The sequence below is a fragment of the Cupriavidus sp. 05T313 genome, assembly GCF_056396665.1.
Genome location: NZ_JBFTLX010000013.1, coordinates 40498 through 55935 on the forward strand (window position 1 = coordinate 40498; position 15438 = coordinate 55935).

Sequence of the window (15438 nt, forward strand, 5' to 3'; positions counted from 1 at the left end):
TGCCGGCCCTGAATGGGCCGGCCAACAAAGAATTCCATCAGGAGACAGGCATGCAATCCGTTATCCGGACTGCGGTGGCTGCGTTCGCCCTCGCTCTCGGCGCCGGCACCGCTTTCGCCCAGGTATATCCCGCCAAGCCCATTCGCCTTATCGTCCCGTTTCCCCCGGGGGGCACCACCGATGTCCTTGCCCGTACGGTGGGACAAAAGCTCACGCAGGCGCTGGGCCAGCCCGTCATTATCGAAAACCGGCCGGGCGCTGGCGCAACCATTGGCGCGGACGCCGCCGCGAAGTCTGCGCCAGATGGCTACACGCTGCTCATGGGCGCGGTTCATCACACCATCGCGCCGAACGTCTACAAAAAGCTCTCCTACGACTTCCAAAAGGACCTGACACCGGTCTCCGTCGTTGCCATCGTGCCGAACGTGCTCGTTGTCAGCCCGAGCTTCCCGGCCAGGAACGTGCAGGAGCTGGTTGCCTACGCCAGGGCCAACCCGGGAAAGCTGACCTACGCGTCCAATGGCAACGGCACGGCCCATCACCTGATCGGCGAGCAATTCAAGGCACAGACCGGCACCAACATCGTCCACGTTCCCTACAAGGGGAGCGCCCCGGCTATCACCGACCTGATGGGCGGACAGGTCTCGATGATGTTTGACACCGCGTCGTCCGCGCTGCCTTACATCAAGGCGGGCAAGCTGAAGCCGCTGGCGGTCGCCACGGCCAGGCGCTCTTCCGCGCTGCCGGATGTGCCTACCCTTGCCGAGTCGGGCTTGCCAGGCTTCGATATCGCCTCCTGGTTCGGCATCCTTGCCCCTACGGGAACGCCGCCTGAGATCGTGAACCGGCTAAGCACGGAAATCACCAGGGCCCTGGCACTCCCCGATGTGAAGAAGCAGTTTGCGGCCATCGGCGCAGAACCGGTCGGCAACACCCCGGCTCAGATGACGGCCCAGATCAAGGAAGAAGTCACCCGCTTCGGCAAGCTCGTCAAAGAGGCGCGCGTAAGCATGGACTGACCGGGAGGCACGGCCGTCGCGAAGACGTCGGCCGCATCCGTTCGATGAAGGCAAGACAGACAGGCTGCGCTGCAAGTGCGTCGCCACAGGAGACATCATGAAAAGGCGACTCATCAGCTCACTGTATGTCCAGGTGCTCATTGCCGTGGCGGCGGGCATCCTGCTGGGTATCTTCATGCCCCATATCGGCAGCGAGCTCAAACCACTTGGCGATATCTTCATCCGCCTCATCAAGATGGTGTTTGCACCCATCATCTTCGCGACGGTAGTGCTCGGCATCGCCAAGATGGAAAGCATGAAAGACCTTGGCAGGGTAGGCTGGCGTGCCTTGCTGTACTTCGAAGTGCTGTCGACGTTCGCGCTGCTGCTCGGCGTCATCGTGGTCAACTTGGTACAGCCCGGTCATGGCATGAACGTCGACCCGGYGACGCTCGACACGAAGAGCATTGCCGCTTATACGGCACAGGTGAAGCACGAAGGCGTCATGGACTTCCTGCTCAACCTCGTGCCGATGAGCATTGTCGATGCACTGGCCAAGAACGACATCCTGCAGATCCTCGTGTTTTCGGTATTCATGGGCGTGGCCCTGGCCCATCTGGGCGAGCGCGGCAAGCCGTTCGTCGCCGCCCTGGACTCGTTCGCCAACGCCATGTTCGCGATCGTCGGCATGATCATGCGCTTCGCGCCGGTTGCCGCGTTCGGCGCCATGTCATTCACGGTGGGCAAGTATGGCTTTGGCTCCATTGCATCGCTTGGCAAGCTGGTCGCCACCATGTACGGGACCTGCGCGCTGTTCGTGCTGATTGTGTTGGGTGCCATTTGCCGCATCTGCGGATTCAGCCTGTTCAAATTCCTGAAGTACATCAAGGACGAAATCCTGACCGTGCTGGGCACGAGCTCGTCGGAATCCGTCATTCCGCAGTTGATGCGCAAGCTGGAGAACGTCGGCGTGTCGAAGCCCGTCGTCGGGCTGGTGGTGCCGGCGGGGCTTACCTTCAACCCCGATGGCCAGTGCATCTACTACACCATGGCCGCGATCTTTATCGCACAGGCAACCAACACGCCATTGACCCTCACCGACCAGTTCGTCGTGCTCGGTGTGCTGCTGCTGACTTCGAAGGGTTCCGCGGGCATCACCGGCTCGGGTTTCATCACGCTGGCGGCAACGCTCGCGTCGCTGGGGAAGATTCCGGTGGCTGGCATGGTTCTCCTGCTTGGGGTGGACCGCTTCATGTCGGAGGCGCGCGCCATCACCAACACCATCGGCAACGCGGTTGCGACCATGGCGATTGCCAAGTGGGTCGGCGCGCTCGACGAGGACCGCGTCCAACGCGTCCTCAATGGCGAAGTCGACCCCGAGGACCTGGAGCAACTCTACGAAGGTGTCGCGCCGGAACCGATCCCGCTGGTGCCGTTGCAGCCGAACTATGCCGCCGACGCCCGCAAGAGTGCTTGAAACCGGAACGGAAACAGGTAGCGCATCGTGAAACACCTCAGCATTGAAAACCCCCGTGCATTCCTGGAGTCGCTCTTCCGGACTGCCGTATCCGCGGCGGACCCGCGGGACTGCCTGGCGACCGCATTACCCGAGCCGCCTGCCGGTCGCACCATCGTCGTCGGGGCCGGCAAGGCCGCCGCCAGCATGGCCCGGGCGCTGGAACAGGCGTGGCCGGGCCCACTCACCGGACTGGTTGTGACGCGGTACGGCCACGCCACGCCGACCTCGCGCATCGAAGTCGTCGAAGCCGCGCATCCGGTACCCGACGCGGCTGGCCAGCGTGCCGCGGTTCGCATGCTGGACATGGTCTCGGGGTTGTGCCCGGACGATCTGGTCATCTGCCTGATATCCGGCGGCGGATCCTCGCTGCTCAGCCTTCCGCTGGCCGGCATAAGCCTGGAGGAAAAACGCGCCGTCAACCAGGCGCTGCTGGCCAGCGGCGCGACCATCTCGGAGATGAACTGTGTGCGGCGGCATCTTTCCGGCATTAAAGGTGGAAGGCTTGCCGCTGCGTGCCATCCGGCTCGCGTTGTTACGCTGCTGATCTCGGACGTACCCGGCGACGACCCGGTCAATATCGCTTCCGGGCCGACGGTATGCGACGCGACCACGTGCCAGGACGCGCTGGATATCGTCCGGCGCTACGGGATCCCGCTCCCGGCCAGCGCGGAGCGTCTGCTGGCGTCCGGCAGCGGGGAGTCCGTCAAGCCAGGCGACGAACGGCTCGCGCACAGCGAGGTGCGCATGATCGCGACGCCTGCCATCTCCCTTGCCGCCGCGGCGCAGGCAGCGGCGGCCGCGGGCATCCAGCCCTATGTACTGGGGGATCGCATCGAAGGCGAGGCCACCGACGTCGGCAAGGTGATGGCCGGCATCGCCTTCCAGGCCGCGCGGGCAACGGCGCCATTCCAGCTTCCGTGCGTGCTTCTGTCAGGGGGCGAGACCACCGTCACGGTCAGAGGCAATGGCCGCGGTGGGCGCAACGTGCAATTCCTGCTTTCCCTGGCCATTGCGCTGGACGGCCACCCGGGTGTCTTTGCGCTGGCCGCCGATACGGACGGCGTGGACGGCATCGAAGAGATCGCAGGGGCATACGCCGACCCCACGACACTCTCGCGAGGCTGGCAAAGGGAGATGGCGCCGCACGCCCTTCTCGCCAACAACGACGGACACACCTTCTTCGAGGCGCTTGGCGACTCCATCGTCACGGGCCCGACTCTTACCAACGTCAACGACTTCCGCGCCTTGCTGATTACCAGCCCGGCCGGGAAAGGATGCTAGATCATGCGCCGCACTCGAAATGCCAAGATTGTCGCCACCGTCGGACCGGCCAGCAGCGATGCTGCAACCCTTCGCCGCCTGTTCATGGCCGGCGCCGACGTCTTTCGGCTGAACTTCAGCCACGGCACGCATGCCGACCACAAGGCACGCCTCAACCTCATCAGGGATCTGGAGACGGAGCTGGGACGGCCTATCGGCGTCCTGCTGGACCTGCAAGGGCCAAAGCTGCGCGTGGGCCAGTTCGCGAACGGTCCCGTTACGCTCGTGCAAGGCCAGACGTTCCGGCTTGACATGGACAAGGACCGCCCGGGCGACGCGACCCGGGTTGCACTGCCCCATCCCGAGATCTTTGCGGCACTGGAAGCGCAGACCGACCTGTTGCTCGACGATGGGAAGCTTCGCCTCCGGGTAAAGGCATTCGGGCCGGACTATGCCGAGACCGAAGTGATCGACGGTGGGGTGCTGTCCGACCGCAAGGGCGTCAACGTGCCAGGCGTCGTGCTGCCGCTGTCGGCCTTGACCGCGAAGGACCGAGAAGACCTGGACTACGGCTTGTCGCTCGGGGTCGACTGGATCGCATTGTCTTTCGTCCAGCGCGCGGAGGACATTCGCGAGATCAAGCAGATTGTCGGAAACCGGGCCAGCATCGTCGCCAAGCTGGAGAAGCCTGCGGCCATCGCGGAGCTGCATGCCATCGTCGCCGAAACCGACGCGGTGATGGTCGCCCGCGGCGATCTTGGCGTCGAAATGCCCGCCGAGCAGGTGCCGTCCATCCAGAAACGCATCGTGCAGGCTTGCCGCAAAGCGGGCAAGCCCGTTATCGTCGCCACGCAGATGCTGGAATCCATGGTGAGCTCGCCGGTACCGACGCGCGCCGAAGCATCCGACGTTGCCACCGCCATCTACGATGGCGCCGACGCCGTCATGCTCTCCGCAGAATCGGCCTCGGGGAAATTCCCCGTCGAAGCCGTGCAGATGATGAACAGCATCATTGTGCAGACGGAGGCAGACCCGTACTACAGGGAGGTCATGGAGGCGTCGCAGACACCACCGGAGCCGGACATCGCCAACGCAATCGGCAGTGCAATGCGCCGCGTGGCCGGGCTTCTCCACGTAGCCACCACCGTGGCGTACACAAGCTCCGGCTATTCCGCCATGCGCATGTCTCGCGAGCGTCCCGATGCCCCCATTATCGGCATGACCCCAAACCTGCATGCTGCGCGTGCCATGGCACTCGTCTGGGGTGTGCATGCGGTCATCATCCATGAAGTGGAGAGCGTCACCGAGATGACGAACTATGCCTGCGACACAGCCGAGAACGAGGGCTTTGCCACTTCGGGGCAAGTCATCGTGATCTCCGCGGGCATGCCATTCGGCACGCCTGGCACGACCAACCTGCTTCGCATTGCAACGGTTGGCCAGCCGGCCGCCTGAAGACCCTCGGCACCCACGACATCCCTATTTGAGGCATTCATCATGACCGTCATCCGATCCATCCGAGGCTTCGAGGTATTGGACTCCCGCGGCAATCCCACCGTAGCCGCGGAGGTGACGCTGGCCGATGGCGCCTGTGGATATGCGGCCGCACCCTCGGGCGCCTCCACCGGCAGCCGGGAAGCACTGGAACTCCGGGACAATGACCCGGCCCGCTACGGCGGCAAAGGGGTCCGGAAGGCCGTCAGACACGTCAACGAAGACCTGAGCGCAACGCTGGTCGGTTGCGACGCTGCGGACCAGGCGGCCGTGGATGGCCTGCTCCTGCAAGCGGACGGTACGGAGACGAAGTCCCGCATGGGCGCGAATGCGCTTCTGGCGGTGTCCCTCGCCGCCGCCAGGGCGGCGGCTGCATCCCAACGGGTGCCTTTGTACAGGCGCTTCTCGACGGCCGACCGCTTCGTGCTGCCGGTACCGATGATGAATGTGATCAACGGCGGCGCTCACGCCGACAACAACGTCGACATACAAGAGTTCATGATTCTGCCGGCAGGCGCCGCTTCATTTGCCGAGGCGATCCGTTGGGGTGCCGAGGTATTTCACTCGCTCAAGAGCGTGCTGCGAAAGCGGGGCCTCTCCACCGCTGTGGGTGACGAGGGCGGGTTTGCTCCCGATCTTCCCTCCAATGAGGCTGCGCTGGAAGCGATCATCAGTGCAATCGAGCTCGCCGGCTATCGGATCGGCCCCGATATCGCGCTGGGTCTGGACGTCGCCAGCTCGGAACTCTACGAGAACGGGGTGTATAGCCTGGCCTCCGAAGGCAAGCACTTCGACGCCGGCGGCTTCTGCGACTATCTCGCCGCGCTGGCGAAGAACTACCCCATCGTCACCATCGAGGATGGAATGGCAGAGGACGACTGGACAGGATGGAAGCTGCTGACGGAGACGCTCGGAGAACGCATTCAGCTTGTGGGCGATGATCTGTTTGTCACCAACACGGCCATACTGGAGAGAGGCATCGAAGAAGGAATCGCCAATTCCATCCTGATCAAGCCGAATCAGATCGGTACCCTGACAGAGACTCTGGCCGCCATATCGATGGCCACCGCGGCGGGATACACCGCGGTCGTGTCCCATCGCTCCGGCGAGACGGAAGACACGACGATTGCCGATATCGCGGTAGGGACTTCGGCCACCCAAATCAAGACCGGATCGCTCTGCCGCTCGGATCGTGTGGCCAAGTACAACCGGATACTGCTGATCGAAGCCGAGTTGGGAGAACTGGCTACCTATGCGGGACCGACCGCGTTCGGGCCGCCAGCCCTCCGCGCGCGTTCAAGGCAGCGGCGCTGACATCTCCTGCAATAGCGGTGCCTTGTCGTTCACTGCCGAGCCAATCAGCGCAAAGCCAAACGTGCGTCCTGTCGCCGGATCGGAGCAGATGGCGCGGATGCTGTTGCGCACATCCTGCGGATGCTACCGGCTCGATCATGGCCAGCGCCTGCGTGGTGGGCACCATGCGGCTGCCGCTGCGCACCAGCAGCGGGTCGCCGGTCATCTCGCGCATCCGCCGCAGTGCAACACGGATCGCCGGCCGGGACTGGCCCAGCAGGACCGCTGTACGGGAGACGCTGCACGCGGTCAGCAGGGTATGCAGGATGCGGAGCAACTGGAGGTCTAGCGAGGCTTTTGGCATCACGATGGGGCAAGGTTGGTTATCAGGACGGGAGGCATTGCCGCCGCTTGCGAACGCGGTATGATCTGGCGATCCACGGCCCGGACGCCAGCGGCGCTCCGGGACGGCGCACTTGCGGCCAGGCGGTGGCCGCCGACATGACGAGGTGAGGGACAGATGAAAACCAGCGCAAGAAACAAGCTGACCGGCAAGGTGACAGCAGTCCACCAGGGCGCGGTGAACGACGAGATCGAACTCGAGGTTGCCGGCGGCGCGAAGATCGTCGCCACCATCACCAGCGACAGCACCAAGCGGCTCGGGCTCGCGGTAGGCAAGGAAGCCATCGCGCTGATCAAGGCGTCATCCGTCATCGTTGGCGTGCCTGAACCGGACATGCTGCTCTCCGCCCGCAATCAGCTTGTGGGCACGGTTTCGGGGGTCAAGACCGGCGCCGTCAATGCCGAAGTTGTCATTGGCCTGAAGCAGGGGGGCGAGATCGTGGCCATCATCACCAATGACAGCGTAAGCAGCCTGGGGCTGGTGCAAGGCGGCGCGGCCGTCGCCATCTTCAAGGCCTCCAGCGTCTTGCTGGCCACTCGCGCCTGACCCTGCCTACCGTGCCGCCGGCGCCGCGAACACTTCCAGGCTGATCAGCCTGGAGACGTAGCGCCCGGCCTTGCCGTCGTTCGGGACTGCCAGCCGGGCAAAACCGCTGGCGGTGAGCGGCGCGCCATCCATCGCATAGGCGATCATGACCGGCTGGTTGCCGAAGCCGGGCTCGATCTCGCCCAGCGAGATCGGCGTCTTGTAGCCGTCGCTGCCGGTCGCCACCACGTACATGGCGAGCACATCGCTCTTTACCGCCGGATATGTCGGCGTTTGCGGAGATCGTGCGGTGGATTCGGAGGGAGCGGTGGGTGGTTATCCCACCGCCGCCGAGCCGCGCTTGCCTGCCTGCGGCCTTTCGTCACTTGTCAGCCTAGCCAGCCCTTGATGGTCGCCGCCATGACGTTGGCGGAGATGCCGTAGCGATCGTGCAACGTAGGCAGTGCGCCAGCGTCGAGGAACGCGTCCGGAAGGCCAATCTGCCGGAATGGCGCGCTAACGCCAGCGCGCATCAGCGCAGTCGCCACCCCTTCGCCGAGACCGCCGATTACCGTATGGTTCTCGGCGACGACGACGAGCCGGCCAGCGCGCTTTGCCTCTTGCACGATGGTTTCGGTGTCAAGGGGTTTGATCGTCGGCACGTGCAGCACGCCAACGCCCACGTGATCTGCTTCCAGCGCCTTGGCGACTTCGAGCGCGCGCATTGTCATGATGCCCGACGAGATAACGAGCACCTCAGCGCCGTCGCGCAGCAATTTTGCCTTGCCAAGTTCAAAGCGATAGTCATATTCATCGAGCACCATGGGGACGTTGCCGCGCAGCAGCCGCGCATAGACAGGACCGCGATGTGCCGCGATGGCGGGCACCATTTGCTCGGTGTCCAGCGCGTCGCACGGATCGATGACGGTCATGTTCGGCATCGCGCGCATCAAGGCCAGGTCCTCGGCGGCCTGATGGCTTGGTCCATAGCCTGTCGTGAGGCCGGGAAGCGCACAGACGATCTTCACGTCCAGGTTGTCTTCGGCGATGGCCTGGTGCATGAAGTCATAGGCGCGGCGCGTGGCAAAGACCGCGTACGTGGTGACAAAGGGCTGTGCCCCCTCGTGCGCCAGGCCGGCGGCAGCGCCCATCAGCAACTGCTCGGCCATGCCCATCTGGTAGTAGCGTTCGGGGAACGCCTTCGCAAAGAGATGCAGGTCGGTGTATTTGCCGAGGTCGGCCGTCATGCCGATCACGTCGGGCTTGTTGCGGGCCAGTTCCACCAGTGCATGTCCGAACGGGGCAGGGCGGGTCGCCTGGCCCTCTCCGGCAATCGACGCGATCATTGCGGACGTCTTCAGACGCGGCTTGTTCAAGGTTGCGTTGCTCATGCTTGTCTCCCGGCTTCCAGTGCTTCCAGCGCGAGCTGCCACTCGTGGGCGTCGACGCGGATAAAGTGATTCTTCTCGCGCTGCTCCAGGAAAGGAACACCGCAGCCCATGCGCGTATCGCAAACGATCATGCGAGGCTGCGCGCCCGGATGCGATCGCGCCGCATCGAATGCCGCCGCTACCGCCTCGATATCGTTGCCATCGACGCGCTGCGTAAACCAGCCAAAGGCCTCCAGCTTCTCCACCAGCGGCTCGAATGCCATGATTTGCGTCGATGGCCCGTCGGCCTGCTGGTTGTTGACATCGACCATTGCGATGAGGTTGTCCAGTTTCCAGTGGCTCGCCGACATGATGCCTTCCCAGATCGCGCCTTCGTCCAGTTCGCCATCGGAGAACAGCGTATAGACAAAAGCATCGGAGCCCTTGCGCTTGAGGCCAAGGCAACGGCCAACGGCTATCGTCAGGCCCTGCCCCAGAGACCCGCCAGACATCTCCATGCCTGGCGTGTAACTTGCCATGCCTGACATCGGCAGGCGGCTATCGTCGCTGCCATACGTCTCCAGCTCTTCTGCCGGGAGAATGCCTGCTTCGAACAAGGCGGCATACAGCGCGATCGCGTAGTGCCCGTTGGACAGGAGGAAGCGGTCTCGCCCCTCCCACTCCGGGTCTTCCGGCCGGTACCGCATGGCACCGAAGTACGCAACGGCAAGGACGTCCGCGATGTCGAGTGCCTGCCCGATGTAGCCCTGGCCTTGCACTTCACCCATCAACAGGGCATTCCTGCGGATTCGATAGGCGCGCTCTGGCAGTGCCACGGGCGCTTCGGATGAGGATGAATTCATATTCGTCTCCTGCGTAGATCTGATGGTCAAGGGGATGGAGAAGCTCAACGGTTGACGGTCTTCGCCGGGACAAGGAAGACAAGCAGTGCGCCGAGCACGATGACGCCTGAGATAAAGATCAGGCCGGCGGTCGATTTTCCGGTCAGGTCGTTGAGCCAGCCTACGATGGCCGGGGAAAAGAAGCCGGCAAGGTTCGCGAAGCAGTTGACGGCGGCGATCCCGGCCGCTGCCGACATGCCACCCAGCAAAGCGGTGGGCAAGGCCCAGAACTGCGACGAGGACGTCAGGATTCCCGCCGCCGCGATGCTCAGGCAGACGATCGAAGCACCGACGCTGCCAAGCAGGGGAAGCGTCGCAAAGCCAGCCGCCGCTACCAGCATCGGGATCGCCAGGTGCAGGCGCCGCTCGCGGCGCCGGTCCGCGCTCAAGCCGACCAATGGCAGCGCAATAATGGCGCACAGGTACGGCAAAGCGGTAAGGATGCCCACCCACAAGGGGTCGGCGACGCCGGCCTTCCTGACGATGGTCGGCAACCAGAACGTCAAGCCGTACTGTCCGAGCACGACGCAGAAGTAGATGGAGGCCATCAGCCAGAGCCGGCGATCGGCGATGAATGCGCGGATCGACACGTGCGAGACCTTCTGTGCATTGTCGCCAGCGACGTTGCGCGCAAGCAGCGCTTTCTCCGCTTCGGTGAGCCACTTCGCATTCTGGATGCCGTTGTCCAGGTAGAGCAGGATGGCGATGCCGAGAACCAGCGATGGCAGCGCCTCCAGCATGAACAGCCACTTCCAGCCGGCCAGATCCAGCACGCCGTGGAATGCGTGCATGATGTAGCCGGACAGTGGTCCGCCCACGATGCCCGCCAGCGGTATCGCCATGAAGAACATCGATAGCGCCTTGGCCCGCCTTTCCGACGGAAACCAATAGGTCATGTAAAGAATGACCCCGGGCGCAAATCCGGCCTCCGCGACGCCTAGCAAGAAGCGCAACACGTAGAAGGAGGTGGGCGTGCTGACAAACGCAAAGCTCGCCGAGATGACGGCCCACGTCAGCATGATGCGCGCGAGCCAGTTGCGCGCACCCACCTTGTGCAGAATCATGTTGCTCGGGACTTCGAAGAGGAAATATCCAAGAAAGAAGATGCCGGCGCCAAGGCCATAGATCGTTTCACTGAAGCGCAGGTCATTGAGCATCTGCAGCTTGGCAAATCCCACATTGACCCGGTCCAGATAGGCGCCAAGGTAGCAGAGCATCAGGAACGGTATCAGGCGCCGTACCACTTTCGCGTAGGTCTTGGATTCAAAGGTGGCGGCATCCGTGTGCGCCATCACATCGCCCGCGACGGGCGAAGCGTACTTGGTCTTCATGTTGTCTCCTGCCAGGCGCCCCGGGTTAGCCCGAGTGCGCCGATTGTTCCGCCAGGTGAAGGCGGCAGTCGAGGGACGGTCAGTGAATCAGCATCCCGCCATTGACGTCGAGTGTGATGCCCGTCAGGTAGGCGGACAGATCGCTGATCAGGAAGAGGCAGGCGTTGGCCACATCGGCGGCATCGCCGAGACGCCCCAGCGGAATGCCTTTGATGATGTCAGCCCGCATTTCCGGCGTAAGCTTGTCGCCGGTGATGTCCGTCTGGATCAGGCCTGGCGTAATGGAGTTGACGCGAATGTGGTCGCCGCCAAATTCCCGGGCCATGGCGCGTGCGAGGCCAAGCACGCCCGCTTTCGCCGCGCTGTAGTGCGGACCGCCAAAAATGCCACCGCCACGTTGGGCGGAAACCGACGACATGCAAACGATGCTGCCGTGCCTCTGCGCCTTCATTTGAGGGATGACTGCCTGCGACATGTAGAGCGTGCCGCGCAGGTTCACATCGACGACGGCATCGAAGTTGGCTGGCTGGATGTCCAGCGTCCGCAGGGGCTGCGTAATGCCGGCGTTATTGATCAGGCCATCGATGCGCCCGTATTTTTCCAGGGCGGCGCGCGCGGCCAGTTGGCAGGCCGCGCGGTCCGTGACATCGCATGCGATGCCGAGGTGATCTTCGCCAAGGTCCAGTGCCGCCCGCTCCGCGTCTGCCTGCCGCAGATCCAATATGACTACCCTGGCGCCTTGCGCGGCCAGCGCGCTTGCCGTTGCCTTGCCGATACCGCGGGGGGATGCGGCACCGGTCACGATCACAACCTTGTTCTCGAGCATCATGTCTGTCTCCTGACTGTTGAAATGATGGTTCGAGTCTGGTGCCTCGCGCGGCGCCGATCAACGCAGTCCTTCTCAGCTATTGCTGAGAAATTTTCAGATGAGAGATGCGATTCCAGGACGTGAATTTTTGGTGCGCCGCACCATGCGTGAGCCGCATGGGCCGCATGCCTACGTCAACTCCCGGTCGATCCAGTCGAGAAATCGCTGTACCCGAGGCAAGTCCGCATTCTGGGATGGGCAGACGATGTGATGCGCGCCTACCTCCACGGCATACGTAGGGTCAAAGACCGGTACCAGCGTCCCCTTGCTGAGATGGACCGACGCCAGCAGCATGCTTTCCAGCGCCACGCCGATGCCAAGGGCCGCCGTCTCCAGCGACATGTACGAGCGGTCAAAGGAAAAGTCGAACACCTGGTGCTCGCCTGAGACGCCGAATCTGGCAAACCACTGCTGCCACTGGACGAGAGGTGTCTCGGAGAAAACCAGGCGCTGGCCCAGCAGGTCGGCCGGAGCGCGGATGGGGTGTCGGGCAAGATATTCCGGGGAGGCCAGGGGAGCAATGAACTCGTTGCGCACTGTCTTGACTTGCAGATCGCGCCAGTGCGCGTAGCCATAGCGGATATCGACGTCGTAATAGCCGCTTGTAAAGGAGACGTCCTCATAGGAGCAGGCTACGTTCAACTGAATGTCGCCGTTGTCGGCCTGGAACGATTTCAGCCGGGGCAGCAGCCACATCAAGCCGAAGCTCGGGCTCGAATGCACCCTGAGAATGTCGACTTCAGCCTGGCTCGATGCACGCTCGGTCGCGCGGTTCAGTTCAGCGAGCGACCCGGTCACATCGCGCAGGTATTGCTCCCCGACTGGCGTGAGGGCCAGCCCCCGGCCCTGCCGGAAGAAGAGTGGCTGTCCAATGATGGACTCGAGGTTGGCAATCTGATGGCTCACCGCCGAGGCGGTCAGGCCCAGTTCCTCGGACGCCCGGCTTACGCTCTTCGTTCTCGCGACGCTCTCGAACGCAATGATCGACTTCAGCGGCGGAAGGCGCATATTCAGCTCTCTGGTGACGGTGGTAAGAGGGGTTTGTACTTAGAGCGGCCCCCGGCCGGGGATACGCCCGGGGCATGGCAAGGAGCGACAGAACTTCACCGTTGCCCTGGCGGGATCCGTGATGATCATATCGCGTTGGTGGCCTCGCGCGTCGAAGTTGCCGACGTGTAGCGTTGGTGAAGAGACTCCCGCGAAGGCCCGTCAGCAATGCTGCGTAAAAGCAAAAACGGCTTGGAGGTTCAAATTCTCCAAGCCGTTGATTTGCTAAACGTAACAGGTGGTGCGGCTGGCAGGATTCGAACCCACGACCCCTTGGTTCGTAGCCAAGTACTCTATCCAACTGAGCTACAGCCGCACGCGAGGGCGACTATATCGCCCCCTGGGGAAAATACAAGTATTTCCGCAGATAAGAGAACACACGGGGAGTGCGGCGGGTCTCAGCCACTAAGTGGCAAGGTCAATCAACCCCGGCAACATCAGGTACGCCCCAATCACCACCAGCACCCCGAACGCAATCCGCCGCGTTGCCACAGCCGAAAGCGGTGGTGGAAATCGCCGGGCCGCAATCGTAGTCACGGCCACGACAGGCACCGCGAGYGCTGCCTGCGCCCAGATATCGGCGCCGAGCTGCCCCTGCCATGCACTGAACAGCGTACGCGTCACCGAGGTCGCGGTGAATACAAGAATCAGCGCGCAGCGAATCTCCACCATCGACAGCGGTTGCCGATAAAACTGGAAAATCAACGGCGGCCCGGACACGCCGAACATGCCGCTGAGCAGCCCGCCAAAGATGCCGCTGACGAAGAAGCTGCGGTCGCCGGAGCGCCGCACCAGCGGGGCAGGGCGCAGCGCGGCGCTCAGCCCGCCATACAGGACCACCGCGCCCAGCAGCAGTTGCAGGATGCCGGCGGCGGCGCTGCTCAGGTAGTCGAGTATCAGCACGCCGGCCACCACGGAAGGCAGGATGCCCAGCGTGGCCGCGCCGACGGCACGCCAGTCGATATGGTGCATCTTGCCCGGCAAGGCCGCCGCGCTGTTGGCCAGCGTTACCAGGCTCACCAGCGTGGCGACGGTGGCGACCGGCGCCAGGCCCAGCCCGCTGGTCGCGCCCATCACGATCATGCCGAGGCCAAAGCCGGTTACCGTCTGGAAGTAACTTGCCGCGCCCATCAGTGCGAGCAGCGGCAGCAAGTGGTCAGCGGTCATGACAGTTGCGCGGCCATCGGGGCTTCCGTCCGGGCTTGCGCGGCGGTTTGCGCCTGCACTGCCGTTACGGCAATCACGTAGAACACATCGTCCGCGCTGCAGCCGCGCGAGAGATCGTTGGCCGGCTTCTGCAAGCCTTGCAGCAAGGGCCCGATCGCCTTGGCGCCGCCCACGCGCTCCGCCAGCTTGTAGCCGATATTGCCGGCTTCCAGGCTGGGAAACACCAGCACGTTGGCGCGGCCTTCCACCCTGGAGTGCTCGATCTTCTTCATGGCGATCTCGGCAACGATGGCGGCGTCGAGCTGCACATCGCCGTCGATCGCCAGGCCGGGACGCTGCTCGGTGACGAGGCGCGTGGCTTCCACCACCTTGTCGACGGCCGCATGCCGCGCGCTGCCGCTGGTGGAAAACGACAGCATCGCCACGCGCGGCGTGTCCATCAGCAGGCTTTGCGCGCTGTCGGCCGCCGCCATCGCGATCTCGGCCAGTTCGCCGGCATCGGGGTCCACCACCAGCCCGCAATCGGAAAAGATCAGCCCGCCCTTCAGTGCGTGGAAGGGCTCGCACAACATCATCAGGAAAAAACTCGACACCAGCTTGAACGCCGGGTGGATGCCGATGACCTGGATGGCGGTGCGCACCACGTCGGCGGTGGTGTGCACCGCGCCGGCCACCGAGCCGTCCGCGTGGCCCAGGCGCACCATCAGGTTGGCGAAGCACAGGGGTTTGAGCACCTCGCGCCTGGCGTCTTCCAGTGTCATGCCCTTCTTTGCCCGCAGCGCGAACAGCTTTTGCGCGAAGGACGGCGTGAGCGCGGAGCTGGCCGGGTCGATCACGTCCATGCCGGCAAGGCCGATGTCCGCGCCGGCCGCGGCCTGGCGGATGCGCGCGGCGTCGCCCACCAGCACGATGCGTGCTATGCCTTCGCGCGTGGCGCGTTGCGCCGCCTGCAGGATGCGTGGGTCCTCTGCCTCGCACAGCACGATGCGCTGGGGCGCCGCGCGTGCGCGCTCGATAATGCGGTTGATCGCTTTCATGATGGGGTCGCTCAGAATGGAATATGGCCGGAAGCAGCGGACGCCGCTTCCGGCCAGACGTCCGCTACTTCACTGGCTCAAACGTAGTCCTTGTACTTGTCGAGCATGCGCACGGGCTTGGCGAGCGCATCGCGGCGGAACGGGTCGCCCAGCTCGCGGGTGCACATGATTTCGATGATGGTGGTCTTGCCGTGGTTCATCTGCAGGTCGATGGCGCGCTTGAG

At 63.7% G+C, this 15438-nt stretch carries 14 protein-coding genes, 1 tRNA gene and 1 pseudogene; 6 read left to right on the forward strand and 10 right to left on the reverse strand.

Going from position 1 to position 15438, the window contains the following annotated elements:
• Positions 1 to 50 precede the first annotated feature (50 nt).
• From AC1DKD_RS05290 to eno, 5 genes are all read left to right on the forward strand, one after another.
• The gene (locus AC1DKD_RS05290) at positions 51 to 1019 is read left to right on the forward strand and encodes a tripartite tricarboxylate transporter substrate binding protein (protein WP_441630543.1); all 969 of its coding nucleotides are present in this window, start codon (positions 51 to 53) and stop codon (positions 1017 to 1019) included.
• A 97-nt stretch (positions 1020 to 1116) separates the two neighbouring features.
• The gene (locus AC1DKD_RS05295; RefSeq protein WP_477143051.1) at positions 1117 to 2475 is read left to right on the forward strand and encodes a dicarboxylate/amino acid:cation symporter; all 1359 of its coding nucleotides are present in this window, start codon (positions 1117 to 1119) and stop codon (positions 2473 to 2475) included.
• Positions 2476 to 2502: 27 nt separating this feature from the next.
• Complete coding sequence (locus AC1DKD_RS05300) at positions 2503 to 3798, forward strand: glycerate kinase type-2 family protein (protein WP_441630546.1); 1296 nt, start codon at positions 2503 to 2505, stop codon at positions 3796 to 3798.
• A gap of 3 nt (positions 3799 to 3801) precedes the next feature.
• A complete protein-coding gene (gene pyk, locus AC1DKD_RS05305; protein WP_441630548.1) occupies positions 3802 to 5232 on the forward strand; it encodes a pyruvate kinase in 1431 nt (476 codons plus the stop codon).
• A gap of 42 nt (positions 5233 to 5274) precedes the next feature.
• Entirely contained in the window at positions 5275 to 6585 is a 1311-nt protein-coding gene (eno, locus tag AC1DKD_RS05310) for a phosphopyruvate hydratase (RefSeq protein WP_477111859.1), read from the forward strand.
• 115 nt (positions 6586 to 6700) lie between these two features.
• Here the strand turns inward: eno and AC1DKD_RS05315 are convergent.
• Positions 6701 to 6928: pseudogene (locus AC1DKD_RS05315) on the reverse strand (LysR family transcriptional regulator); the annotation flags it as partial.
• 156 nt (positions 6929 to 7084) lie between these two features.
• Here AC1DKD_RS05315 and AC1DKD_RS05320 point away from each other — a divergent pair.
• Positions 7085 to 7513: a TOBE domain-containing protein gene (locus AC1DKD_RS05320; protein WP_045240277.1), complete on the forward strand. Its 429-nt coding sequence runs from the start codon at positions 7085 to 7087 to the stop codon at positions 7511 to 7513.
• A 6-nt stretch (positions 7514 to 7519) separates the two neighbouring features.
• Here AC1DKD_RS05320 and AC1DKD_RS05325 read toward each other — a convergent pair whose 3' ends face one another.
• The 9 genes from AC1DKD_RS05325 to pta all read right to left on the reverse strand — a co-directional run bounded on the left by AC1DKD_RS05325 (position 7520) and on the right by pta (position 15214).
• Positions 7520 to 7756: a molybdopterin-binding protein gene (locus AC1DKD_RS05325; protein WP_441630552.1), complete on the reverse strand. Its 237-nt coding sequence runs from the start codon at positions 7754 to 7756 to the stop codon at positions 7520 to 7522.
• Positions 7757 to 7881: 125 nt separating this feature from the next.
• Positions 7882 to 8883 carry a transketolase family protein gene (locus AC1DKD_RS05330; RefSeq protein WP_441630554.1) on the reverse strand — a complete coding sequence of 334 codons (1002 nt, stop codon included), beginning with the start codon at positions 8881 to 8883 and terminating at the stop codon, positions 7882 to 7884.
• Positions 8880 to 9725: a transketolase gene (locus AC1DKD_RS05335; RefSeq protein WP_441630555.1), complete on the reverse strand. Its 846-nt coding sequence runs from the start codon at positions 9723 to 9725 to the stop codon at positions 8880 to 8882. Before AC1DKD_RS05335 ends, AC1DKD_RS05330 begins: the two co-directional genes overlap by 4 nt.
• A gap of 44 nt (positions 9726 to 9769) precedes the next feature.
• The gene (locus AC1DKD_RS05340) at positions 9770 to 11095 is read right to left on the reverse strand and encodes an MFS transporter (protein ID WP_045240274.1); all 1326 of its coding nucleotides are present in this window, start codon (positions 11093 to 11095) and stop codon (positions 9770 to 9772) included.
• 79 nt (positions 11096 to 11174) lie between these two features.
• Positions 11175 to 11924, reverse strand: coding sequence for an SDR family NAD(P)-dependent oxidoreductase (locus tag AC1DKD_RS05345; RefSeq protein ID WP_441630557.1), 750 nt, complete (start codon positions 11922 to 11924; stop codon positions 11175 to 11177).
• Between the two features lie 168 nt (positions 11925 to 12092).
• Positions 12093 to 12971 (reverse strand): LysR substrate-binding domain-containing protein, encoded by an 879-nt coding sequence (locus tag AC1DKD_RS05350; protein WP_441630559.1) that lies wholly within the window; start codon positions 12969 to 12971, stop codon positions 12093 to 12095.
• Positions 12972 to 13249: 278 nt separating this feature from the next.
• Positions 13250 to 13326, reverse strand: a tRNA-Arg gene (locus AC1DKD_RS05355).
• 89 nt (positions 13327 to 13415) lie between these two features.
• Complete coding sequence (locus AC1DKD_RS05360) at positions 13416 to 14177, reverse strand: sulfite exporter TauE/SafE family protein (RefSeq protein WP_441630561.1); 762 nt, start codon at positions 14175 to 14177, stop codon at positions 13416 to 13418.
• Complete coding sequence (gene pta, locus AC1DKD_RS05365; protein ID WP_441630563.1) at positions 14174 to 15214, reverse strand: phosphate acetyltransferase; 1041 nt, start codon at positions 15212 to 15214, stop codon at positions 14174 to 14176. The genes AC1DKD_RS05360 and pta overlap by 4 nt, the downstream gene beginning before the upstream one ends.
• Positions 15215 to 15438 lie beyond the last annotated feature (224 nt).

Coding starts and splice junctions, on each gene's coding strand:
- AC1DKD_RS05340 (WP_045240274.1), bottom strand. CDS start 11,095: ATGAAGACCAAGTACGCTTCGCCCGTCGCGGGCGATGTGATGGCGCAC.
- AC1DKD_RS05290 (WP_441630543.1), top strand. CDS start 51: ATGCAATCCGTTATCCGGACTGCGGTGGCTGCGTTCGCCCTCGCTCTC.
- AC1DKD_RS05320 (WP_045240277.1), top strand. CDS start 7,085: ATGAAAACCAGCGCAAGAAACAAGCTGACCGGCAAGGTGACAGCAGTC.
- AC1DKD_RS05350 (WP_441630559.1), bottom strand. CDS start 12,971: ATGCGCCTTCCGCCGCTGAAGTCGATCATTGCGTTCGAGAGCGTCGCG.
- AC1DKD_RS05335 (WP_441630555.1), bottom strand. CDS start 9,725: ATGAATTCATCCTCATCCGAAGCGCCCGTGGCACTGCCAGAGCGCGCC.
- eno (WP_477111859.1), top strand. CDS start 5,275: ATGACCGTCATCCGATCCATCCGAGGCTTCGAGGTATTGGACTCCCGC.
- pta (WP_441630563.1), bottom strand. CDS start 15,214: ATGAAAGCGATCAACCGCATTATCGAGCGCGCACGCGCGGCGCCCCAG.
- AC1DKD_RS05345 (WP_441630557.1), bottom strand. CDS start 11,924: ATGATGCTCGAGAACAAGGTTGTGATCGTGACCGGTGCCGCATCCCCC.
- AC1DKD_RS05330 (WP_441630554.1), bottom strand. CDS start 8,883: ATGAGCAACGCAACCTTGAACAAGCCGCGTCTGAAGACGTCCGCAATG.
- pyk (WP_441630548.1), top strand. CDS start 3,802: ATGCGCCGCACTCGAAATGCCAAGATTGTCGCCACCGTCGGACCGGCC.